Annotated in this window: 21 protein-coding genes; 13 read left to right on the top strand and 8 right to left on the bottom strand. The window is 68.0% G+C overall.

Going from position 1 to position 23,461, the window contains the following annotated elements; translation table 11 throughout:
* Positions 1–26: 26 nt before the first annotated feature.
* From A3OM_RS0100235 to A3OM_RS0100220, 4 genes are all read right to left on the bottom strand, one after another.
* Complete coding sequence (locus A3OM_RS0100235) at positions 27–938, bottom strand: alpha/beta hydrolase (protein ID WP_245257750.1); 912 nt, start codon at positions 936–938, stop codon at positions 27–29.
* A 10-nt stretch (positions 939–948) separates the two neighbouring features.
* Positions 949–1,956, bottom strand: coding sequence for an SDR family oxidoreductase (locus A3OM_RS0100230; RefSeq protein ID WP_018041715.1), 1,008 nt, complete (start codon positions 1,954–1,956; stop codon positions 949–951).
* 133 nt (positions 1,957–2,089) lie between these two features.
* Positions 2,090–2,344 (bottom strand): hypothetical protein, encoded by a 255-nt coding sequence (locus A3OM_RS0100225; RefSeq protein ID WP_018041714.1) that lies wholly within the window; start codon positions 2,342–2,344, stop codon positions 2,090–2,092.
* A gap of 56 nt (positions 2,345–2,400) precedes the next feature.
* Complete coding sequence (locus A3OM_RS0100220) at positions 2,401–3,180, bottom strand: site-2 protease family protein (RefSeq protein WP_018041713.1); 780 nt, start codon at positions 3,178–3,180, stop codon at positions 2,401–2,403.
* Between the two features lie 201 nt (positions 3,181–3,381).
* Here A3OM_RS0100220 and A3OM_RS0100215 point away from each other — a divergent pair, with 201 nt between their 5' ends.
* From A3OM_RS0100215 to A3OM_RS0100205, 3 genes are all read left to right on the top strand, one after another.
* Positions 3,382–4,215 carry an alpha/beta hydrolase gene (locus A3OM_RS0100215; RefSeq protein WP_018041712.1) on the top strand — a complete coding sequence of 278 codons (834 nt, stop codon included), beginning with the start codon at positions 3,382–3,384 and terminating at the stop codon, positions 4,213–4,215.
* 10 nt (positions 4,216–4,225) lie between these two features.
* Positions 4,226–4,609 (top strand): hypothetical protein, encoded by a 384-nt coding sequence (locus A3OM_RS0100210; protein ID WP_018041711.1) that lies wholly within the window; start codon positions 4,226–4,228, stop codon positions 4,607–4,609.
* A 170-nt stretch (positions 4,610–4,779) separates the two neighbouring features.
* On the top strand, positions 4,780–5,874 hold the full coding sequence (locus A3OM_RS0100205) for an acyltransferase family protein (RefSeq protein ID WP_018041710.1): 1,095 nt from the start codon (positions 4,780–4,782) through the stop codon (positions 5,872–5,874).
* 2 nt (positions 5,875–5,876) lie between these two features.
* On the opposite strand, the gene A3OM_RS0100200 is transcribed toward A3OM_RS0100205, so the two are convergent.
* On the bottom strand, positions 5,877–6,779 hold the full coding sequence (locus A3OM_RS0100200; protein ID WP_018041709.1) for a DNA-binding response regulator: 903 nt from the start codon (positions 6,777–6,779) through the stop codon (positions 5,877–5,879).
* Positions 6,772–10,206: an ATP-binding protein gene (locus A3OM_RS0100195; RefSeq protein ID WP_018041708.1), complete on the bottom strand. Its 3,435-nt coding sequence runs from the start codon at positions 10,204–10,206 to the stop codon at positions 6,772–6,774. Before A3OM_RS0100195 ends, A3OM_RS0100200 begins: the two co-directional genes overlap by 8 nt.
* A 340-nt stretch (positions 10,207–10,546) precedes the next feature.
* Between A3OM_RS0100195 and urtA the strand changes: the two genes are divergently transcribed.
* The 8 genes from urtA to A3OM_RS0100155 all read left to right on the top strand — a co-directional run bounded on the left by urtA (position 10,547) and on the right by A3OM_RS0100155 (position 18,798).
* A complete protein-coding gene (gene urtA / locus A3OM_RS0100190) occupies positions 10,547–11,806 on the top strand; it encodes an urea ABC transporter substrate-binding protein (protein WP_018041707.1) in 1,260 nt (419 codons plus the stop codon).
* A gap of 206 nt (positions 11,807–12,012) precedes the next feature.
* Entirely contained in the window at positions 12,013–12,939 is a 927-nt protein-coding gene (gene urtB / locus A3OM_RS0100185) for an urea ABC transporter permease subunit UrtB (RefSeq protein WP_018041706.1), read from the top strand.
* A 13-nt stretch (positions 12,940–12,952) separates the two neighbouring features.
* Positions 12,953–14,119: an urea ABC transporter permease subunit UrtC gene (gene urtC, locus A3OM_RS0100180; protein WP_018041705.1), complete on the top strand. Its 1,167-nt coding sequence runs from the start codon at positions 12,953–12,955 to the stop codon at positions 14,117–14,119.
* 14 nt (positions 14,120–14,133) lie between these two features.
* A complete protein-coding gene (gene urtD / locus A3OM_RS0100175; protein WP_018041704.1) occupies positions 14,134–14,919 on the top strand; it encodes an urea ABC transporter ATP-binding protein UrtD in 786 nt (261 codons plus the stop codon).
* Between the two features lie 77 nt (positions 14,920–14,996).
* Positions 14,997–15,686 carry an urea ABC transporter ATP-binding subunit UrtE gene (gene urtE / locus A3OM_RS0100170; protein ID WP_026175570.1) on the top strand — a complete coding sequence of 230 codons (690 nt, stop codon included), beginning with the start codon at positions 14,997–14,999 and terminating at the stop codon, positions 15,684–15,686.
* 227 nt (positions 15,687–15,913) lie between these two features.
* Positions 15,914–17,143, top strand: a complete 1,230-nt coding sequence (gene fmdA / locus A3OM_RS0100165) for a formamidase (protein ID WP_018041702.1) — start codon at positions 15,914–15,916, stop codon at positions 17,141–17,143.
* Between the two features lie 239 nt (positions 17,144–17,382).
* A complete protein-coding gene (locus A3OM_RS0100160; RefSeq protein WP_018041701.1) occupies positions 17,383–17,700 on the top strand; it encodes a zinc ribbon domain-containing protein in 318 nt (105 codons plus the stop codon).
* A gap of 69 nt (positions 17,701–17,769) precedes the next feature.
* Positions 17,770–18,798 (top strand): aliphatic amidase, encoded by a 1,029-nt coding sequence (locus A3OM_RS0100155; RefSeq protein ID WP_018041700.1) that lies wholly within the window; start codon positions 17,770–17,772, stop codon positions 18,796–18,798.
* Between the two features lie 276 nt (positions 18,799–19,074).
* Here the strand turns inward: A3OM_RS0100155 and A3OM_RS0100150 are convergent, their stop codons facing one another.
* Entirely contained in the window at positions 19,075–20,775 is a 1,701-nt protein-coding gene (locus A3OM_RS0100150; RefSeq protein ID WP_018041699.1) for an HWE histidine kinase domain-containing protein, read from the bottom strand.
* Positions 20,776–21,023: 248 nt separating this feature from the next.
* On the opposite strand from A3OM_RS0100150, the gene A3OM_RS0100145 reads away from it, so the two are divergent.
* Both A3OM_RS0100145 and A3OM_RS0100140 read left to right on the top strand, forming a co-directional pair.
* Positions 21,024–21,911, top strand: coding sequence for an aldose 1-epimerase family protein (locus A3OM_RS0100145; protein WP_018041698.1), 888 nt, complete (start codon positions 21,024–21,026; stop codon positions 21,909–21,911).
* Positions 21,908–22,591, top strand: a complete 684-nt coding sequence (locus A3OM_RS0100140) for a TenA family protein (protein ID WP_018041697.1) — start codon at positions 21,908–21,910, stop codon at positions 22,589–22,591. The genes A3OM_RS0100145 and A3OM_RS0100140 overlap by 4 nt, the downstream gene beginning before the upstream one ends.
* Here A3OM_RS0100140 and A3OM_RS23260 read toward each other — a convergent pair.
* Positions 22,564–23,421 (bottom strand): class II glutamine amidotransferase, encoded by an 858-nt coding sequence (locus A3OM_RS23260; RefSeq protein ID WP_051074292.1) that lies wholly within the window; start codon positions 23,419–23,421, stop codon positions 22,564–22,566. The two genes, A3OM_RS0100140 and A3OM_RS23260, sit on opposite strands and share 28 nt — an antisense overlap.
* Positions 23,422–23,461 lie beyond the last annotated feature (40 nt).

Here is a 23,461-nt window from a genome sequence, read left to right as displayed (position 1 = left end):
CGGGCAACGCTCCCCAGCGGCACCGTTCACGCCTCGTCTCCACGTCTGCGCTGGATGTCCAGCGCCGCCTCCACCACCGCGTCGACCTCGAAATGGTGCAGCATGTGGCCGAGGCCATGCAGCCATCGGAAGGTCGCGTCCGGGATCAGGCGTGCGGCTTGGCGCCCGTGCATCAGCGGGTTGGTGACGATGTCGGCGCTGCCGCACAGGATGGCCACGGGCACGCGGCAGGTGGCATAGCCGAGCGCGCTGCGGGAGAGGTCGCTCCACAGCATGTTGGCGTTCTCGCCATCGGCGACGAGGCGCCGGGACTGGCCCGCGAGGCCGAAGGGGAACTCGGCGGCGAAACGCGCCGGCATCGGCTGCGGCAGGAACATGGCCCGCCACAGCAACGGCATCAGGAGAGCGTCGCTTCCGGCGAGCATCCTGGACAGCACGTCCCCGCCCATCGGGCTGGCGCGCGGCCCGAACAGGACCTGCTCGAGGCGAGGCTCGGGAAAGCAGATGGGTGAGATGGCCACCACGCCGCTCGCCTCGTCGGGATAGGCCATGCCGAAGGCGAGGCAGACGGCCCCGCCGAAGGAATGGCCGACGAGGACCGGACGCCGGAGCCCCAGGCCCCGTGCGACCTCACGGACGATCTCGGCCTGCCGCCAGACCGACGCATCGCTGAAGGGGATATGCTCGCTCTCGCCGTGGCCGGGCCGGTCGATGGCGACCACGCGGAAATGCCGCGACAGCGCCTCCATCGGGCCGAGCCACATGTCGTCCAGGGTCATCACTGCGCCGTGGACTAGGATCAGGTCCGGCCCCGACCCCGCTTCCACGTAGGCGATCCTCGGCCCGGCCGGGATGTCGAGGAAGCGGCGTGGCGGCCTGTCCGCCCGGACCGGCGCCGTGGAGGACGATTCATCCCGCCGGGACCGGCCGTCGATCACGCCCACCATCTCAGGACCGCCTTCGCGGGGACGGCTTGCGGCCGAGGAGAAGGGCGGCGGTGGCGGCCAGGCCCGCCACCGCGCTCAGGGTCACGAGGGGATGGAGTGTCGCCCGGGTATAGGCGCTCGATCGCATGACGGGAAACGGCGGCGAGCCCCTGACCGCGCCGGCACCGCGCGGAGCGTACAAGGCCCCCTCGGAATGCTCCGCCGGCTCGGATCGGTGCTGGAGCGCGATGATGGCGGAGGCCAACCGGTCGTAGGCGCCGGGCGCGAAGTCCTTGCCCATGACGAACAGCTTGCCGCCGCCGCCGACGATGATGTCGCGCTGGCCATGCTCCGCCGCGTGGAGGATCGCGTTGGCGACCTCCTCCGGCGGGTAGATCGGCGGCGGCAGGGTCGGGCGCCGGTCCATGTAGTTGCGGGCGCGGTCGGGGAGCGGGGTGTCGATGGAAGCGGGCTTGATCAGCGTCACGGTGACCGGCGCATCCTCCGCGATCAGTTCCATGCGCAGCGTGTCGGTGAAGCCCTTCACCGCGTGTTTCGAGGTCGCGTAGAGGCCCTGGAACGGGAAGGCGAGGTCGGAGGCGATGCTGCCGACATTGACGAGCGCTCCCCCGCGCCGGCGCAGATGCTCGACCGCGATCAGTGAGCCGTTCACCGTGCCCCAGAGGTTCGTCCGGATGAGCCGTTCGTGGTCCTCCTGGGCGATTGCCGAGAGCGGCCCGTAGACGGTGAGGCCGGCGACGTTCACCCAGGTGTCGAAACCGCCGAAGGTGGCGATGGCAGCGTCGGCGATGGCCTGGACATCCTCGCGGGACCCCACATCGGCAACGACGGAGACGGCCCGGCCGGGGCCTCCGAGTTCCTCGCAGAGTCCGGCGAGGACATCCCCGCTCCGTGCGGCGAGGACGACACGTGCGCCCCGCGCGGAGGCCATGCGGGCGGTGGCGAGGCCGATGCCGCTCGATGCCCCCGTGATCACGATCACCTGCTCGCGCAGGGGTTTATGTCTCATCGGCGGGGGCTCCCGGTCGCTGCAGGGGTTGGAAACAACCTCCAAACCTACGCGTGAGGCGGGAGTGCGTTGCCGCCGCCGCCGGCCTGCGCGGTTTTCACGCGCGCCCGCCCCTCATCCGCTGGTGAGCCTGTCAGCCGCCGGTGAGGCTTTCGGCGAAATCGTCGGGCACCTCACCGAACTGGCCGAGGATCGTCGCGCTTTCGAGCTCGCCGGTCTCGTCGTCGGCCACCACCTTCAGGGCGGCGGTGCCGGGCAAGCGGCCGGACATGGCCTCCGCCTTCTTCAGCGCGCCGCTCTCGGTGGGCGCCACCTCGCGGTCGCCGGGCACGAGGCGCTTGCGCTTGATCACGAAGGTCTGGACCACGAACGTCGTCTTCAGGGCCATTGCCGTCTCCGTGGGCCGCACCGCCCTCCCTGCCTCATAGGCCGGGCGCGGACGCCTTACCAGAGACGGATCAGGCCGTAGCCGACGCGCGCGTCCACGATCTCGATGCCGAGAAGGCCGATGAGGAGGAGGCTCGCCCGGAACACCGCCGGGCCGAAGGCGCTGGAGAACAGGAAGAGACCCGCCAGGATCAGGTTGACGTGCAGGGCCGCCTGGTCGGCGACGCGGCGCACCGGCTCGGGGAGCCAGGGCTGAAGGATGCCGTAGCCGTCGAGGCCCGGCAGCGGCATCAGGTTGAGGATGATGGCGGTGCCCTGGAACAGGGCGGAGACGGCCAGCACCGCCCGCAGCGTGTCGGATTCCTCGCCCGTGAGGGAATAGAGCAGGGCCAGCGCGAGGAGGACGAGGCCATTCATCGCCGGGCCGGCCGCCGACACGGCGGAGATCCAGACCTTGCTGCGCAGGAGATGGGTGTTCACGAACACCCGCCCGCCGGGAAACCCGATCCCGCCGAGGATCGTGAACAGCAGCGGCAGGACGATGGAGGAGAGCGCGTCGGCGTAGAGACGCGGGTCCAGGGTGAGGTAGCCGCTCTGCGGGATGTCCGCATCGCCCCCTTTCCAGGCGACGAAGGCATGGCCGAATTCGTGCAGGCACAGGCTGAGCAGCCAGCCCGCCATCACGAAGACGAAGGCCGCGCCGGACCCCTCCACGACGCCGGTGCCGATGGCGAGGCCGGTCCCGAGGAAGATCAGGGCGATCAGCAGGAAGTTCGCGCTCGGGCCGACCGGAAGGGTCGCGGCGCGAACTTGGCTTGGCGGAAGCTCTGACGACATCTCACCCCCGATGGAGCCTCGGACCGACGGACGGGCGGCGGCGGGTGACGATCCCGGCCTTCCCTCCGCGCGCACCCCCGCGCGGCACTGTCGCAACGCGGGATGCTTCGTGCGCATGACACGATAAGGTGGTGGTCTCAACAGCGCACCGTCCCCGACGGCGCTTCTCATCCACTCTTCCGTGAGCCAAGCCCGCCCCGCATGACCCTGCTCCGCCTCATCCTGTTCCTCGCCCTCGGGCTCACCGCCTCGGCCCTCGGCGCCCTGTTCCTGTTCCAGCGTCATCTCATCTATCCCGGCGCTTTCGGGGCCGGTTTCGGCGAGGGCGTGCGCGGGGTGCCGGCCGGGACGGAGGCGGTCACGCTGAATACGGCCGACGGCCACCGCCTCTACGGCCTGTGGCGGGCACCGGAACCCGGACGCGGCGTGGTGCTGACCTTCCACGGCAACGGCTCGCTGCCCGAACCGCATGCCGCGCGGTTCTCGAACGGGGTCTGGCGCGCCGCCGGCTGGGGCACCCTCGCCATCGCCTATCGCGGCTATCCGGGCTCCACCGGCTCACCGAGCGAGGCGGGCCTCATCGAGGACGGGCTGGCCGCTTACCGCTTCGTGCGAGACCGCGCCCCGGACGCACCGATCCTGCTCCACGGCCATTCCATGGGGGCGGCGGTGGCCGTGGCCGTGGCCGCGCGCGAGCCGCATCTCGGCCTCTATCTCGAAGCGCCCTTCGTCTCCCTCACCCGCCTCGTCGGCGAACACTTCCCTCTGCTGCCCCGACTGCTCCTGCGCGATACCTGGCGCTCGGATCGCCGCATCGGCGAGGCGGCGGGGCGCATCCTCATCGTCCATGGCACCGGCGACCCCGTCATCCCCGTGGCGCATGGGCGCGACCTCGCGGCCCTCGCCGGCACCAGGGCGCGCTTCGTCGCCGTGCCGGGCGATCACGTCTCGCTCCTCGGCCAGCGCGACGCGGAGGCGGAAGCGACGTTCCATCCCGTCAGGAGTGCCGAGCCCAGTCCGGCGCTGCCGCGTTGATACCGGCAGGATGGGAGAGGGGAATTTGGGACGGCGCGCCCGGCAATGGCGGGAGGACGAGGAGACGGAGAACCGCTCGTCCGGCCCAACGATCTGCCCGCTCTGCGAACGGCCGATCCCGCCGCGCGCCAAATCGAGCCTGCACCACCTCACGCCCAAGCTGAAGGGCGGCGCGAAAGCCGGCACCGTCCGCCTGCACCAGATCTGCCATTCGGCGATCCACGCCCGCTACAGCGAGGCCGAGATCGCCCGGCGTCTGGCCGATATCGAGGTTCTGCGGGCCGACCCCGAGATCAGCGGCTTCCTCGCCTGGGTGCGCACCAAGCCGGACGATTTCCACGCCGCCACGCGGATGACGCGGGCTCGCAAGCTCTCGCGCCGCAAGGTTTCCTGACGCCCCGCCATCCCGGCGCCCCGCTTCAAGGGTCCGCCGCGGATCGCCCGGCATCCGGGCCGTCGCGTTGACCGTGCATCCGGCATCGATCAAGGAAAGCTGCATCACAGGCAGCCGGCCTCGACCCCGGATCGGCCATGCTCGTCCCCCGATTGCGACGGAGTGCAGCTTTGGCCCCAGCGACCCAGATCCCAGGCCCCGGCACCGAGGAGGGGCTGAGACTCGCCTGGGTCGACGTCGCCAAGGGCCTGTGCATCGTCCTCGTGGTGATGATGCACTCGACCCTCGGCACCGGCAACGAGATGGGTGGCGAGGGCGTCCTCCATACGGTCGTCGCCTTCGCCAAGCCGTTCCGCATTCCCGATTTCTTCCTGCTGTCGGGCCTGTTCGTCGGCCGCGTGATCGACCGGGACTGGCGTCTCTTCGCCGACCGGCGGGTCGTCCACTTCGCCTATTTCTACCTGCTCTGGGTGCTGATCCAGTCGACGGTGAAATACGGCCAGATCGTCGACGGCGGCGGGCCGGGGGCCTTCCTCGCCCATCTCGCGCACGCTCTGGTGGAGCCCTATTCGACCCTCTGGTTCATCTATCTGCTCGCCGTGTTCTCGGTGCTGACGAAGCTCCTGCGGGGCCTGCATCCGGCGCTGCTCCTCGGCGGGGCCGCCCTGCTCCAGAGCCTTCCCCTCGACGGATACTCGGATCTCGTCACCGAATTCTGCGGCCGCTACGTCTGGTTCGTCGCCGGCTACCTGTTCGCGGCCCGGATCTTCCGGTTCGCCGACCTCGTCCGTCGCCGCCCCCGCGCCGCACTCGGCGGTCTCGCGGCCTGGGCCGTGGTGAACGGCCTCTTCGCCTTCACCGGCACCGGCCACGAGACTTATCCCACCCTGGCGAGCCTGCCCCTCGTCAGCCTCGCCCTCGGCGGGGCCGGGGCGCTCGCCATCGTGGCCGTCGGCGCATTGTTCACCCTCGCCGGGGGGCCTTTGACGGCGGCGCTCAGAGCCTGCGGCGAGCGCTCGATCGTCATCTACCTCGCCTTCTTCCTGCCCATGGCGGCGACCCGGACGCTGATCGTGAAGACCGGCGCCGTCACCGATATCGGGCTGGCCAGCCTCGTCGTGACCCTCGTCGCCGTGCTCGTCCCCCTCGCCATCGAACGGGTGGTGCGCCACACGCCTCTCGTCTTCCTGTTCCGCCGCCCGGCGGCGTTCCACATCGTCGCCGAGACGCCGCCGCGATCCGCGAGGACGGAAGCGGCGCGCTGACGTCAGGCCTGATCGTCGATGTAGCGGGAGGCGATCATCGAGGCGGCTGTGCGGTTCTCGACGCCGAGCTTGGCGTAGATGCTCTCCAGATGCTTCGTCACCGTGCGCGGTGACAGGCCGAGGATGTCGCCGATATCGCGGCTCGCCTTGCCCCGCGACAACCAGAACAGCACGTCGGCCTCGCGGGCGGTGATCGGCAGGTTGGCGCGCAGGCGCTCGACGCCGCTGGCGGAAGCGTCGCGGGAGAGGCGCAGCAGCACCTCGTCGCCGGTGGTGCCGATCAGGCTGAGGCTATGGGCGGCGCCCTCCGTATCGGGGAGCGTGACGGAGGCCGCGTTGCCGCCCTTCAGCTGTTCGGCGAGCCAGGCACGGCCGGCCTCGGGCAGACGCGAGCCCCCGTCGCCGAGCTTGGCCAGCACGCGGGCGGCCTGCGGGGTGCTCCACAGGACGGTGCCCTGGCGATCCACAGCGAAAAGCGTGCGGCCGGTCGTGTCGAGGGCGGCCCGCGCGCTCTGCGCGGCCCGCGCGCTCGCCAGATGCACGCGGATGCGGGCCAGGATCTCGTCGGGGGCGATCGGCTTGGTGACGTAGTCGCTGCCGCCCGCCTCCAGGCCCTTCACGATGTGTTCGGTCTCGGACAGGCCGGTCATGAAGATCACCGGCACCAGGGCGAGGTCGCTGCGCGCCTTCAGGCGGCGGCAGGTCTCGAACCCGTCCATGCCGGGCATCATCGCATCGAGCAGGATGATGTCGGGGGTGATCTCCCCCACCAACGCCAAGGCGAGGTCGCCGGCCACCGCCACCAGCACGGTGGCGCCGGAGCGCTCGATCGCCTCGGTGAGGAAGCTCAGGGTTTCGGGGGAATCGTCGACGACGAGGACGATGTCGCGCTGCGTGTTAGCCATCGCGCATCCCTTCGAGGATGCGCACATAGCGTCGGAGGTCGTAGGAGGCGACGAGCCCGCGCATCTGCGCGGCGATCTCGGCGGGCATGGCCGACTGGCCTTCGAGCTCCGTCAGCTTGGCCTCGATGCCGCGGACATGGCCGATGCGGCCGAGGCGGATCAGCTCGGCGATGTGGTCCTGGCGCAGGGTTTCGCCGCCTCGTCCGCTCCGGGGCGGAGCCTCGGCCAAGGCGGGCGCGGGCGGGGCGGGCTGGCCCAGGGCCAGCAGCCGGTCGATCCGCTCCAGGAAGTCGCGCAGGTCGAAAGGCTTCGGGATGATCTCGTCATGCGGGGCGTCGTCGCCCCGGATCGGGCTGATCTCGTGGACGTTGGCGGACATGATGGCGATGCGAGAGGTAAACCCGCCGTCGCGCAGGGCCTTGGCCACCGCCCAGCCGCTCATCCCCGGCATGGCGATGTCGAGGAGGATGATGTCGGGCCGCCGCTCCATCGCCAGGTTCAGGCAATGCGGGCCGTCGGGGGATTCCAGCACGACGAGGCCGAGCGGTTCGAGCACCTCGCGCATGAGGGCGCGATGCGCGGCATCGTCGTCCGCCACCAGCACCACGCGCGGCGGCCCGACATGGACCGGCCTCTCCCGCCGGCTGCCGGCGGCGCGCTCGGACGGCTCGGCGGGCTTGGGGCCGGCCGGGCGGTGCACCGAGGCCAGCATGAGCCGGAGGCTGAAGCAGGTGCCGCGGCCGACCTCGCTCTCCACGGTGACCTCGCCGCCCATCACCTGGGCGAGGAGATGCGCGATGGTGAGCCCGAGCCCGGTTCCCGGCGTGTTGCGGGCGGCGGGCAGCGAGCCGCGCTCGAAGGGCCCGAAGATCCGCTGCAGGTCGCCCTCGGGAATGCCGAGGCCGCTGTCGCGGATCGAGAACACCGCGACCTGGCTACGATAGGTCATTTCCAGGGCGACCCAGCCGGTTTCCGTGAACTTGATCGCGTTGGAGAGGAGGTTGAGCAGGATCTGGCGCAGGCGCTTTTCGTCCGCCGCCACCACGGCCGGCAGCACGGGCGGGCGCGAGAATCGGAATTCGAGGCCGGCGGCGTTGGCCTGGAGCCGGACCATGTCGACGATCTGGTCCAGGAATTCGGCGAGGCGGAACTCGTTGCGGTGGATCTGGAGGCGCCCCGCCTCCATGCGGGAGATGTCGAGGAGGCCGTCGATCAGGCCCGACAGGTGCTGGGCGCTGCGCCGGATGACGCGGATGCCGTTGCGGCGCGGAGCGGGGATGTCGTCGTCCCCCTCCAGCAGTTGCGCGTAGCCGAGGACGGCGTTGAGAGGCGTGCGCAGCTCGTGGCTCATGCCCACCACGTAGCGGCTCTTGGCGAGGTTGGCGGCCTCGGCCGTCTCCTTGGCCTGCTGCAGCTTGGCGTCGGTGATCTTGTGGGCCTCGATCTCGGCCTCGTAGAGGGCGGTCTGGCGGGCGGTCTCCTCCTGCGCCACGCGACGGCTCTCCTGGGCGAGGACGAACAGCCAGGCGACGATGCCGAGGATGACCACGAGGATGAAGAACACGCTGGTCAGCGCGGCGCGCAGGGTCTCGCCATGCTCGGGCTGGGCGGTGGCGATGCCGGCATGGACGATCCCGAGGATCAGCCCGATCACCGAGACCAGCGTGAGCATCAGGGCGAGGTAGCGCCCGAGAGGCGCCCCGATCCAGGCGGCGGTCTTGGCCGGCATGATCCGGGTCAGCGCGCTCTGGGCCTGTGCCTCCAGACGGCCATGCGGCTTGCACAGGTCGCCGCAGCGAGCGTCCAGCGAGCAGCAGAGCGAGCAGATCGGCCCGGCATAGGCAGGGCAACGGGCCATGTCCTCGCCCTCGAACGGATGCTCGCAGACGGTGCACTGGATCTCCGCGCGGGCGCCCCAATCGGCGATGGCGGGCCGCGCGAGATAGTAGCGTCCGCCGGTGGCGAAGGCGATGGCGGGCGCCGCCGCGAAGGCGGTGACGAGGGAGAGCAGCGGCGCGAAGTTCTGAAGTCCCGCGCCGAGCAGGCCCGCATGAGCGAGGAAGCCGGCGAGCAGCGCCAGGGCCGAGGCCCCCGTGCCGACCGGGTTCACGGCATAGAGATGCGCGCGCTTGAACTCGATCCCCGGCGGCGACAGGCCGAGGGGCTTGTTGACGGCGAGATCCGCCGAGAGCGCGCCGACCCAGGCCGAGACCACCACCGCATAGAGCGAGAGCGTGCTGGCGAGGGTCTTGTCGATGCCGAGCTCCATCAGCAGCAGCGCGATGGCCACGTTGAAGACGAGCCAGACCACGCGGCCGGGATGGCTGTGGGTGAGGCGCGAGAAGAAGTTCGACCAGGCGATGGAGCCGGCATAGGCGTTGGTGACGTTGATCTTGAGCTGCGAGATCACCACGAACAGGCCGGTGAGGAGCACCGCCCCCTCCCGCGAGGGCATGACGTGGCCGAAGGCGACCACGTACATCTGCGTCGGCTCGGCCGCTTGTTCGTGCGGCACGCCCTGTCCCAGGGCCAACACCGCCAGGAAGGCCCCGAGCATGATCTTGAACATGCCGGGCAGGATCCAGCCCGCCCCGGCCCCGAGCACGGCGAGCCACCAGCGCGGATTGCTCCCCGATTCGGACGTCTCGGCCGGCGGCACGAATCGGAGGAAATCCACCTGCTCGCCGATCTGCGCCAGCAGCGCGAGGAGGATGCCGGAGGCGAGGCCGAACTGGGCGAGGTCGAAGCCGGAGATCGGGTAGCCCATGAATGTGGAGATCGAGCCGACGGCTTCCGACGCTCCCGGATAGGACAGGAGGTTACTGAGGGCGGGGCCGCCCTTCCACGCGATGAAGCCGAGCGGCAGGAGGTTGAGCCCGATCCAGAGCGGCTGGGTCCAGATCTGGAACCGGCTGATCAGGCTGATCCCGTAGACGACCAGTGGAATCACCACGACCGCGCTGACGATATAGCCGATCCAGAGCGGCAGGCCGAGGCAGAGTTGCAGCGCCAGCGCCATGATCGACGCCTCGATGGCGAAGAACAGGAAGGTGAAGCTCGCATAGATCAGCGAGGTGATGGTGGAGCCGAGATAGCCGAAGCCGGCCCCGCGGGTGAGGAGATCGATGTCGACGCCGTAGCGCGCCGCATAGAGGCTGATCGGCACGGCGGTGGCGAAGATCAGCACGCCCACGAACAGCACCGCCGCCGCCGTGTTGGTGAAGCCCGTGGCCAGGACCAGGGTGCCGCCGATCGCCTCTAGCGCCAGGAACGACAGCGACCCGAGCGCCGTCTGCGCAACCCGCAGGCTCGACCAGCGCCGCGCCTTCTTGGCGGTGAAGCGAAGGGCGTAATCTTCGAGGGTCTCGTCCGCGACGAAGCGGTTATAGGCTCGCCGGATCGGGGGAATCTGCTGGCGGCCGCTCATGGGGTCGTTCAGTCTGCCCGGTCGGCGTCACGTGGGGGGAAGGGCCGGCCCGCATGGGGTCACGGGCAAACGGCGGTCGATCAGCAATCCCCGTGCCGCGGGGCCGGGAGACATTGGTACACCAGGAGAGCCGCGTCGAGGCCCTGCTCCACAGGGAAGGCATGCCTCGCACAGGGAAGACGATACTCCGAAGGGGGCGAGAGGCGGGGCGCACAACCTCCCTCCCTACGCAAAACAGCGTATATGCTGCGCCGCGCCATCACGCCTAGCTTCCGCCATCCGCAACGGCCCGCCTTATGCAGGAGCCGGCGGGACATTTCCTGGAAGGGGTTCACGCAGGATGGCAGCCGACAACGAGCACGGACCGCACTCGGCCCTCCGTCGCAAACTTCTCATGGGTCTGGCGAGCATTCCGGCCATGGCCCTGATGCCGCGCAGCGCCTTCGCTGCGGCCCCTCCGACCTCGGCGGTGAACACCACCGGCCTCGCGGTGACCGACACCGAAGTCACCGTCGGCATCCTCCATTCCGCCACCGGCACCATGGCGATCTCCGAGACCGGATCGATCCAGGCGGAGAAGCTCGCCATCGCGCAGATCAACGAGATGGGCGGCGTGCTGGGCCGCAAGATCAAGGTGATCCAGGAGGACGGCGCCTCCGACTGGCCGACCTTCGCCGAGAAGGCCAAGAAGCTCCTCGTCAACGACCATTGCGCCGCCGTGATGGGCTGCTGGACCTCCGCCTCGCGCAAGGCCGCGCTCCCTGTATTCGAACAGTATAACGGCCTGCTGTACTACCCGACCTTCTACGAGGGCCTGGAGCAGTCCAAGAACGTCATCTATACCGGCCAGGAAGCCACGCAGCAGATCCTCGAATCGCTCAACTGGGTGACCAAGGAGAAGGGCGCCAAGACGTTCTTCTTCATCGGCTCGGACTACATCTGGCCGCGCACCTCGAACAAGATCGCCCGCAAGCACATCGAGAACGTACTGAAGACCAAGGTCGTCGGCGAGGAATACTTCCCGCTGGGCCACACCCAGTTCAACTCGGTCATCAACAAGATCAAGCTGACCAAGCCCGACGTGATCTTCACCGACGTCGTCGGCGGTTCCAACGTGGCGTTCTACAAGCAGCTCAAGGCGGCCGGTATCGACCTCAACAAGCAGACCCTGCTGACCATCTCGGTCACGGAAGACGAGATCGACGGCATCGGCGGCGACAACATCGCGGGAGCCTATTCCTGCATGAAGTACTTCCAGTCGCTCAAGAACGCCAACAACGAGAAGTTCGTGGCCGCCTTCCACAAGATGTGGGGCGAGAAGACCGTCATCGGCGACGTGACCCAGGCCGCCTATCTCGGCCCGTTCCTGTGGAAGATGGCCTGCGAGAAGGCCGGCTCCTTCGATGTCGACAAGGTGGTCGCGGCCTCCGCCGACATCGAGTTCAAGGAAGCCCCCGAGGGCTACGTCAAGATCCACCCGAACCACCACCTCTGGTCGAAGACCCGCGTCGCCAAGGCCCTGCCGAGCGGCCAGTTCGAGATCGTCTACGAGAGCCCCGCGCTCATCGAGCCGAACCCCTTCCCGAAGGGCTACCAGTAGCACTGCGCCCCCCTCCCCCTTGTGGGGAGGGGTTAGGGGTGGGTGTGGTTGGGTGATCCTCCCGGTGCGGAGACCAGCGAGCCACCCCCACCCCGGCCCTCCCCGCGAGGGGGGAGAGAGCCTGCCCTTTCAGGGTCGCACCGCGCCACGCCCGATCGGCCCAATGCTTGCAAAGCAGACGTCGGATTCTTCGGAAGGTCGAAAACATGCTCGGTGACTATTCACTCGGAGATCTCGGCGCGATCTTCGCGATGCAGGGTTTCGCCGGCCTGATCCTGTTCTCGGTCTACGTGCTGATGGCGCTCGGCCTCGCGGTCATCTTCGGCCAGATGGGCGTGATCAACATGGCGCACGGGGAGTTCATGATCCTCGGCGCCTACGTCACCTATCTGTGTTCGACCTTCTTCCAGACCCACCTGCCCGGCCTGTTCGGGGTCTACTTCTTCGTGGCGATGATCCTGGCCTTCCTGGCCTCGGGAGCCCTGGGGATGATCGTCGAATGGACGCTCATCCGCCATCTCTACAAGCGCCCCCTCGATACGCTGCTCGCCACCTGGGGCCTCTCGCTGATCCTGCAGCAGGCCTACCGCACCATCTTTGGCGCGCGCGAAGTCGGCGTCGAGTTGCCCTCCTGGCTCATCGGCTCGGTCCAGGTCACCGACACGATCGAGGTGCCGATCAACGGCCTGTTCGTGATGGCGATCACCACCCTCATCACCGTCGGCGTCGGCCTGCTGATGTACCGCTCGCGCTTCGGCCAGCAGGTCCGCGCGGTGATGCAGAACCGCCCCATGGCGGGCGCGGTCGGCATCGATACCGAGAAGGTGGATCGCTACACGTTCGGCCTCGGCTGCGGCATCGCCGGTGTGGCGGGCTCGGCCTTCACCATGATCGGCTCCACCGGGCCGACCTCGGGCCAGCTCTACATCGTCGACACCTTCCTGATCGTCGTCTTCGGCGGCGCGGCGAGCCTCCTCGGCACCATCGCCTCGGCCTTCTCGATCTCGCAGACTCAGTCGACCCTCGAATTCTTCCTGTCCGGCTCCACCGCCAAGGTTCTGACGCTGCTCGCCGTCGTCGGGATCCTGATGGTTCGCCCGCAGGGTCTGTTCACCCTCAAGGTCCGGCGCTGAGGAGGCCATCCCGATGACAAGCCCCGTCCAGACCCTGTCGAAGTCGCTCACCGTGAACGACAATCCCTTCATGAAGCCGATGGAGTGGGTGAGCCTCGCGCTGCTCGCCGGCCTCATCCTCTTCGTCCTGCCGGCGACCCTCGACGCGTTCCGCCTCAACCTCGTCGGCAAGTACCTGACCTACGCCTTCGTGGCGCTGGGCCTCGTCATGTGCTGGGGCTATGCCGGCATCCTGTCCCTCGGGCAGGGCGTGTTCTTCGGGCTCGGCGGCTATTGCATGGCCATGTACCTGAAGCTCGAAGCCTCGAGCGTCGAGAACACCAAGATCCAGTCCACGCCCGGCATCCCGGACTTCATGGACTGGAACCAGATCACCGAACTGCCCCTGATGTGGAAGCCGTTCCAGAGCCTGCCGCTGACGCTGATCCTCGTCGTGGCCGTGCCCGTGTTCTTCGCCTTCATCATCGGCTTCGCGATGTTCACCCGCCGGGTCGGCGGCACCTACTTCGCCATCATCACCCAGGCCATCGCCGCCATCCTGACGATCCTCATCGTCGGCCAGCAGGGCTATACCGGCGGCATCAACGGCATCACCGACCTGCGCACCCTGCACGGCTGGGACATCCGCACCGACAGCGCGAAGTTCATCCTCTACTTCGTCAATGGCGGCCTGCTCCTCGGCTGCATCCTGGCGGCGCAATACGTGAAGAAGGCCAAGCTCGGGCGCATCCTCCTCGCCATGCGCGACAAGGAGGACCGGGTCCGGTTCTCGGGCTATTCCGTGGCTGGATTCAAGGTCTTCGCCTTTTGCCTCGCGGCCGGCTTCGCCGCCATCGGCGGCGCGATGTTCACCCTGCAGGTCGGCTTCATGTCGCCGTCCTTCGTCGGCATCGTGCCCTCCATCGAAATGGTGATCTACGCCGCCGTCGGCGGGCGCCTGTCCCTGTTCGGCGCGGTCTGGGGCACGCTTCTGGTCAATTGGGCCAAGACCACCTTCTCGGAGAGCTTCCCCGAACTCTGGCTCTTCGGCCTCGGCGCCCTGTTCATCGCCGTCGTGCTCGCCTTCCCCAATGGTCTCGCCGGCATCTACCGCAGCTACGTCGAGCCGCGCCTGACCCGCAAGGTCAAGGCCCTGGCGCCGGCGGGCGGACCCGTCCCCCACGGCACCCCCGCCGAATAGGAGCGAGACTGACGATGAACGCCGCCATCCTGAGCTCGCCGATCATCGGTGAATCCCCCGACGCGAAGGACTTCCTCCTCTCGGTGGAAGCCCTCACCGTCTCCTTCGACGGCTTCAAGGCGGTGAACGACGTGTCGTTCTACGTCGATCCCAACGAGATCCGCGTCATCATCGGCCCCAACGGCGCCGGCAAGACCACGGTGCTCGATCTGATCTGCGGGCGCACCAAGGCCAGCGCCGGCTCGATCAAGTTCAAGGGCCAGGAACTCACCAAGATCTCGGAGAGCGCCATCGTCCAGGCCGGCGTCGGCCGCAAGTTCCAGACTCCGTCGATCTATGACGATCTCACGGTGTTCGAGAATCTGGAGATCTCCTTCCCCCGCGGCCGCACGGTGTGGGGTGCGCTGACCTTCAAACGCGATGCCGAGGTCCGCGACCGCATCCACGAAGTCGCGACCATGATCTTCCTGAAAGATCAGCTCAAGGAGCGGGCCGAGTTTCTCAGCCACGGCCAGAAGCAATGGCTCGAGATCGGCATGCTGCTGATCCAGGACCCCGAACTCCTGATGCTCGACGAGCCGGTGGCCGGCATGAGCGTCGGCGAGCGCATCAAGACCGCCGAACTCCTCAACCAGATCATCGTCGGCCGCTCGGTGCTGGTGATCGAGCACGACATGAAGTTCGTCGAGGACATCGCCCACCGGGTCACCGTGCTGCACCAGGGCAAGGTGCTCTCCGAAGGCTCGATGGAGCGGGTGAAGAACGACCCGAAGGTCATCGAAGTCTATCTCGGCCACTGAACAGGACCGGCGCCATGCTTCAGACCAGTTCCGCCTCGGCCAGCCTCTCGCCGGCGCCCGCTCTCGGGGCTCAGCCCATGCTGGCGATCCGCGACCTCCACTCGGCCTACGGCCAGAGCGAGGTGCTGCACGGCCTCGACATCAGCATCGCACCCGGCGAGATCGTCGCCGTGATGGGCCGCAACGGCATGGGCAAGACCACGCTGATGAAGACCCTGATGGGGATCGTCCCGGTGAAGTCCGGCACCATCACGGTCGACGGCCGGGACATCACCGCCCTCAAGAGCCACCAGCGCGTGGCGGGCGGCCTCGCCTACGTGCCGCAGGGCCGGATGATCTTCTCGGCCATGACGGTGCAGGAGAACATCGAGACGGGCCTGACCGTCACCAAGGAACGCAAGGTCCCGCAGGACCTCTACACGATGTTCCCGGTGCTGCTGGAGATGAAGGGCCGGCGCGGCGGCAACCTCTCCGGCGGCCAGCAGCAGCAACTCGCCATCGCACGGGCGCTGGCGAGCCGGCCGAAGGTGCTCCTCCTCGACGAGCCCACCGAAGGTATTCAGCCCTCGATCATCCGCGAGATGGGACGGACCCTGAAGAAGATCCGCGACGAGCGCGGCCTCTCCATCGTCGTCTCCGAGCAGGTGCTGAGCTTCGCCCTCGACGTCGCCGACCGGGTCCTCGTCATCGAGAACGGCAACATCGTCCACGAGGCGATGCGGGCCGACATCGACGAGGCGCAGGTCGCCCGCTTCCTCTCGGTCTGAAGAAGGGGCGCTGTTTCCCCTCCCCCTTGCGGGGAGGGGTAGGGGTGGGGTGGTGCAGAAGGCACCGTGAAGCTCGATCCTACACCACCCCCACCTCCGGCTCCTCCCCACAAGGGGGAGGAGAGCGCGTTCCGGCACGCGCGGAACTTAAGGCTTTCACGAGAGCGGCCGGGCAACGCCGGATACGCGATGCGAGCGGCCGTCCACTTTCTGGAGGAGCGCAAAATATGGCTGAGACCCTGATCAAGGTCGACCTGACGCAGTCGGCCTACGACAACGACATGGTCCACAATCGCTGGCACCCGGACATTCCGATGGTGGCCATGGTCAAGCCCGGCGACGACTTCATCGTCGAAACCTATGACTGGACCGGCGGCTTCATCAAGAACAACGATTCCGCCGACGACGTGCGCGACATCGACCTGTCGATCGTCCACTTCCTGTCCGGCCCCATCGGCGTCGAGGGCGCGGAGCCCGGCGATCTCCTGGTGGTCGATCTCCTCGATATCGGCGCCAAGCCCGAGAGCCAGTGGGGCTTCAACGGCTTCTTCTCCAAGAAGAACGGCGGCGGCTTCCTCGACGAACACTTCCCCCAGGCCCAGAAGTCGATCTGGGACTTCGAGGGCATGTTCACCAAGTCGCGCCACATCCCCGGCGTGCGCTTCCCCGGCCTGATCCATCCCGGACTGATCGGTTGCCTGCCCGATCCGAAGATGCTGGATACCTGGAACACCCGCGAGAAGGCGCTCTACGACACCAATCCCGGCCGGGTGCCGGCGCTCGCCACGCTGCCCTTCGGCCCCACCGCCCATATGGGCCGGCTCAAGGGCGAGGCGAAGGACAAGGCCGCGGCGGAAGGCGCCCGCACGGTGCCGGGCCGCGAGCATGGCGGCAATTGCGACATCAAGGATCTGTCGCGCGGCTCGAAGATCTACTTCCCCGTCTACGTGCCGGGTGCCGGCCTCTCCATGGGCGACCTGCATTTCAGCCAGGGCGACGGCGAGATCACCTTCTGCGGCGCCATCGAGATGGCGGGCTGGGTCCATCTCAAGGTGAGTCTCATCAAGGACGGCATGTCGAAATACGGGATCAAGAACCCGATCTTCAAGCCGTCGCCGATGACGCCGAAATTCGACGACCACCTGATCTTCGAGGGTGTCTCGGTCGATGAATACGGAAAGCAGCATTACCTCGACGTGACCGTGGCCTACCGTCAGGCCTGCCTCAACGCCATCGAATACCTGAAGAAGTTCGGCTATTCGGGCGCCCAGGCCTATTCGATCCTCGGCACCGCCCCGGTCCAGGGCCACATCTCCGGCGTCGTCGACATCCCGAACGCCTGCGCCACGCTCTGGATTCCCACGAAGATCTTCGACTTCGACATCAACCCCGGCGCCGACGGGCCGATCAAGCACATCGACGGCTCGATCCAGATGCCGCTCTCGCCGGATCTGTGAGAGGCGGTTCTGCCCTTCAGTCGAGCGCGTCCCCCTCCCCCTTGTGGGGAGGGGTTAGGGGTGGGGGTGGGGGTGGCTCCGCCAGCCTCCAGAGGTCGAGGGTCACCCAACAACCCCCACCCTCGATCCCTCCCCACAAGGGGGAGGGTAGGCGCGCGACGTGTGTAACCGACTGCCCTTGAGGGGGAAGTACGTCGCCCCCGTCGCGTCGCCCATTGTCGATCCTTCGAGAGGCCCCCATGCCCGTCTACGATTATGCCTGCGACGCCTGCGGGCCCTTCACGGTGCTGCGCCCCATGGCTCAGTTCAAGGACCCGCATGACTGCCCCGATTGCGGCTCGTCCTGCGGCCGCGCCTTCCTCACGGCGCCCAACCTCGCCTCCATGGATGCGGGCCGGCGCAAGGCGCATGCGGTCAACGAGCGGAGCGCCCATGCGCCCCGCAAGTCGTCGGGGCACGGGGCCGGCTGCGGCTGCTGCTCGGGGGCCTCGAAAACCAAGCAACCGGCGGCCGCGAAAAGCTTCCCCAACGCGCGACCGTGGATGATCAGCCACTGACGGCTGGGCGCCCACGCCTCTCCCCGCCTGGCGGGGAGAAGCGACGCAAACAACAGGAGAACCCCACCGATGATGCACGGCGACATTTCCTCGAGCAACGACAGCGTCGGCGTCGCGGTCGTCAACTACAAGATGCCGCGTCTCCACACGAAGGCCGAAGTTCTGGAGAACGCGCGAAAGATTGCCGACATGGTGGTGGGCATGAAGTCCGGTCTGCCCGGCATGGACCTCGTGATCTTCCCCGAATACTCGACCCACGGCATCATGTATGACGGCAAGGAGATGTATGAGACCGCCTCCGCCGTGCCCGGGGAGGAGACGGCGATCTTCGCCGAGGCCTGCCGGAAGGCGGGGGTCTGGGGCGTGTTCTCGCTCACCGGCGAGCGCCACGAGGAGCATCCGAACAAGGCGCCCTACAACACCCTCATCCTGATGAACGATCAGGGTGAGATCGTGCAGAAATACCGCAAGATCATGCCCTGGACCCCGATCGAAGGCTGGTATCCGGGCGATTGCACCTATGTCTCGGACGGGCCGAAGGGCCTCAAGATCAGCCTCATCATTTGCGACGACGGCAATTACCCCGAGATCTGGCGCGACTGCGCCATGCGGGGCGCCGAGCTCATCATCCGCTGCCAGGGCTACATGTATCCGGCCAAGGAGCAGCAGATCCTCATGTCGAAGGCGATGGCGTTCGCCAACAACACCTATGTCGCCGTGGCCAATGCGGCCGGCTTCGACGGCGTCTATAGCTATTTCGGCCATTCGGCGATCATCGGCTTCGACGGCCGGACGCTGGGCGAATGCGGCACCGAGGAAATGGGCGTGCAATATGCCGCCCTCTCGAAGTTCCTGATCCGCGACGCCCGCGCCAACATGCAGTCGGAGAACCACCTCTTCAAGCTGCTGCACCGTGGCTATACGGGCATGATCAACTCGAAAGAAAACGAGCCCGGCAAGGCCGATTGCCCGTACGATTTCTATCGGCGCTGGATCGAGGACCCGGCCGGCACCCGCGAGGCGGTCCGCGCCATCACCCGCCCCGATCTCGGCACACCGGAATGCCCGATCGAAGGCATCCCCAACGCGGCCAAGTAGGGGCTCGCGAAGAGCCTGTTTGATCTGTTTGTCCAAGGCTTGGCCTCATCCTGAGGTGCCGCGTAGCGGCCTCGAAGGAGGCTTCCAGAGATCGCGCGATGACTGGAGAGCTCCTTCGAGGCCCGCTGACGCGGGCGCCTCAGGATGAGGGGGCTGATTGGATGATCGACTTCGGCATGAGCATCCGCCGAGAAATCAGATCAAGCAAGCTCTTTAAACGGGGATTCTATGAGCCCCATCCATGGGTTGGGCGCATCGAGGCTTGGTCTCGAAAGTTCAGTGGAAGCGGACCGTCGGCGCGGTCTCGATGGGGACGTCGATGCGGCAGCGCAGGCCTTCGGCTTGGAAATCGAGCTCGACCGAGCCCGCGAGTTCACGGGCAATGCCGCCGGTGATGAGCCGGGTGCCAAAGCCGCGGCGCTTCGGCTGCGACACGGCCGGGCCGCCGCGCTCCCGCCACTCGATTTCCAGCCGCCGCCCACCGATGCCGTCCTCGGTGACGCGCCAGATCACCGACAGGCGGCCCTGGTTGCCGGACAGGGCGCCGTATTTCGCCGCGTTGGTGGTGAGTTCATGCGCGGTCATCCCCAGGGCCAGGACGTAGCGCGGCGGCAGGTCGATATCGGGGCCGACGAGTTCCATGTGGTCCGCCGAGCTGCGGTAGGGGCTGAGCTCGTTCTCGAGCACGGCGCGGAGCGGCGCGCCGGTCCAGTCGTCGCGGGTCAGGAGGTCGTGGGTCTTCGACAGGGCGAGGATGCGGCCTTCCAGTTGCGCCGCCTGCTCCTCGCCGCCGCGCGATTGCCGGGCGAGGGACTGGACCGTGGCGAGGGTGTTCTTCACCCGGTGGTTCAGCTCGTGCATCATCGTCACCTGCTGCTCCTGCAGGCTGCGCGTGCGTTCGAGCTCGGCCCGCAGCCCCTCCTCGTGCGTCTCCAGCGTGGCGGCCATGGCGTCGAAGGCCTGGCCGAGCTGTCCGAATTCGGACCGGCCCGTCAGGCCCGACCGGGCGAAGAGCTGGCCGGAACGCCAGGCGCGGGACGCCTTCAACAGCCGCCGCACCGGCTTGCGGATGAAGACGCGGCCGCCGATCAGAGCCGCCACGATGGCGACCAGCGTCCCGAGGAAGATCAGGATCACGCCGCGCCGCGTCGCCGCGTCGATATCGGCGAAGGCGGTGTCACGGGCGAGGCCCACGGCGACGGTCATTCCGTCGAGGGCGCCGCCGGGATGGACCACGCCGGTGATGCGGCGCACGCCATCGAGACCGGGCATCTCCCCGATGCTTCCTTCGGAATCCGCCTTGCTCAGGTCGGACGCGAAGGCCGCCGGCAGCGCCTTGCCGACCCAGGTGCCAAGGTCGGGATTCTGGACGATGATGGTGCCGCTCCGGTCGGCCACCGTGACGGCGGCGTCCTTCGGCAGGCCGGCATGGGCCAGGCGGTCACCGAGCCAGGCGGGATCGAAGCCGAAGATGAGCAGGCCGGAGGATTTGGCGTCGGAATCCCGGATCGGATAGGCGAACTGAATGGTGGGAACCCCGCTGCCGCGACCGAGCACGTACTCGCCGATCACCGGCACGCCCGACACCATAGCCTTCTGAAAATAGGTCCGGTCGCCGATGGAATAGGCGCCCCGTTCCATCCCGCGGCTGTTGCAGACCAGACGACCCTCGGCATCCGCGAGGATGAGGATCGTCGCCCCCGACAGCTTGCGGATGATGGAGCGCAGGAAGCTGGTGCACCCCACCGCCTCCTGGTCGCGGATGAACGGAGCCTCCGCGAGGATGTCGAGGAGTTGGCGCATGCCGCCGGCGAATTGAGTGAGGTCTTCCGCCACCGCGCGGGCGTTGCGCAGGGCCGAGGCCGTCACGGCATCCTCGCGGGCGCTGCGCAGCGCGTGCTCGTTGAAGCTCTGGACCGCGATGGCGGGGACGAGGGCGAGCACGACCAGCGCGACGATACGGGATGTGAGCGTCATGACGGGAGGTCGGCCATGGGGAACGTTTCAGCCAGACGGAACCGGTTTGGCCGACCGAATCAGCTTGACCGTAATACTGTATGCCTGACTTGCCGGGGCGGTCGTATCGGTAATTTCGCACGGCGCAGGGATTTCTCCGCGACGGTGAACGCTCAATCGTCCCGGTTGAGGCTGGACCGGCGCTCAGCCTGCGGCCACAACCGCGTCAGCGTGAAAGCCCCGAGCGTGACAGCACCGAGGAAGACCACATGAGCGACCGCATCACTCTCAAGGCCGGCGACGGCACCGTGGCGGTGATCTCGTCGTCCGGTGCCGAGCCCGTCTCCTGGCAGGTGAGCGGCCGGGATTATCTCTGGAACGGCGATCCGGCGCATTGGAACCGGCACGCGCCCTGGCTCTTCCCGGTGGTGGGCGCCTCGTCCGGCGGCGTGGCCCGGGTGGACGGCACGGCCTATCCGATGGGCCAGCACGGTTTTGCCCGCGACCTGCCCTTCGCCATCGTTTCGCAGAGCGACGACACCGTCACCCTGCGCCTCACCGAGAGCGAGGCGACGCGCGCCCGCTACCCCTATCCGTTCCAGCTCGACATCACCACGCGGGTCGGCCCGGCCCATCTCGATTTCGAGATCTGGATCGAGAATACCGGCGAGACGGCCCTGCCCTACGCCCTGGGCTTCCACCCGGCCTTCCCCTGGCCCTTCGCCGGCGGGGAGCGCAAGGCCGGAGGCGGCTACGCGGTGGAGTTCGAGCACCCCGAACGGGCGATGGCGCCCGAGGTGGGGGATGGCGGCCTGCTCCTGCGCCAGGAACGCCCGTTCCCCCTCGAAGGTCGCATCCTGCCCCTCGATCCCGATCTCTTCGCCGAGGCCATCGTCCTGCGCGATGCGGCGAGCGCGCGGATGCGCTTCACCGCGCCCGATGGCAGCGCCATCCGCATGAACGTCTCGGACTTCCCGCACCTCGCCATCTGGACGAAGCCCACCGCGCCGTTCCTGTCCCTGGAATGCTGGACCGGTTACGCCGACTGGGCCGGCTTCGACGGCGACCTGACCCGCCGGGATTCGCAGCGCCTCATCGCCCCCGGCCAGCGTGCCCGCCACGGGGTCAGCCTCACCCTGGAAGGTCCGCGCTCATGATCCGCCCCGTCGACGAGAACGGCTTCTCGGCCGAAGCCTGGACACGGAACGCGGCGGCCTACGAGGCCATCCGGACGATGCCATTCAATGCCGAACTCGCCGCCGGCACCCTCGGCGAGGCCCGCTTTCGCCACTACATCCTGCAAGACGCGCATTACCTCATCGGCTTCGGCCGGGCGCTGGCACTGGCCGCGGCGAAATCGCCCGAGCCCGAGGGCATCGTGCAGTTCGCGAAAGCCGCCGAGACGGCCATCGTGGTCGAGCGCTCCCTCCATGGCGGCTTCTTCCGGGATTACGGCATCTCGGCGGAGACCTTCGCCGCCACGCCGCTGTCGCCCCCTTGCGACCACTACGTCTCGTATCTCCTCGCCACGGCCTACGGCGAACCCTACGAAGTGCTGGTCGCGGCCCTGCTGCCATGCTTCTGGATCTATGCCGAAATCGGCACCGACATCCTGTCGCGGGCGAGCGCCGGCAATCCCTACGCCGCCTGGATCGACACCTACGCGGGCGAGGAATTCGGCGCCGCCGTCGCCGAGATGATCGCGGCCACGGACGCCGCCGCGCGGGATGTCTCGCCCTCGCTGCGAGAGCGGATGCACCGCGCCTTCACCCGCGCGACCCAGCTCGAATGGATGTTCTGGGACGGGGCCTACCGCGAGGCGGCCTGGCCGGTCTGACCGTCGGGACGCCCGACGCCGGAGCACGGCGGCGGAACCCGCACCGGCTTTTGCGCGCCCGGCTTGACGATGCGGACGATGCCGTCGCGCAGGGAGAGCATGTGGCCGCGCTCCACATCGGTCCAGCACTCGTCGCGGGTGAGCGCCTTGGTGGCGATGACGGTCACCACGTCGTCGGTCCGCGTCTCCTGCGCGAAATCCACGTGCCAATCCTCGTCGATCAGGGTCGCGGTGCCGAAGGGCGCGCAGCGGGTGAGGTAGCACAGGCGCTTGCCGCAATGGGCATAGAGCGTCCGGCTGTCGCTGAGCAGCATGTTGAACACGCCGAGCCCGTGCAACTCGGCGCAGAGTTCAGCGACGGCGTTGTCGAGCCGCGCCGGGCTCGGCAGGCTCGGATAGCGGGCCTGCAGCCGGTCGAGCATCCAGCAGAACGCGTATTCGCTGTCGGTGGAGCCCACCGGCTTGAACCAGGTCAGCGGCCACTTCTTCACGCCCTTGAGCTGGCCGTTATGGGCGAAGGTCCAGCGCCGTCCCCAGAGCTCGCGGCTGAACGGATGGGTGTTCTCGAGCCCGACCCGGCCGCGATTGGCCTTGCGCACATGCGCGATCACGATCCGGCTCTTGATCGCGTAGTCGCGCAGGAGCTTGGCCAGAACCGAGCGCGCGCTCGGCTCGGGCTCGTGGAAGGCGCGCGCCCCCCGCCCCTCGTAGAAGGTGATGCCCCATCCATCGGCGTGAGGCCCGGTCTCCCCGCCGCGCCGGGCGAGGCCCGCGAAGGAGAAACGGATGTCGGTGGGCACGTTCGCGCTCATGCCGAGCAATTCGCACATGGAAAATCTTGCAGCTTCTGGCGATGCGCTTGCGACGAGA

Source organism: Methylobacterium sp. 88A (assembly GCF_000376345.1).
Lineage (GTDB): Bacteria > Pseudomonadota > Alphaproteobacteria > Rhizobiales > Beijerinckiaceae > Methylobacterium > Methylobacterium bullatum.
This window is presented reverse-complemented; position numbering and strand designations above follow the sequence as displayed.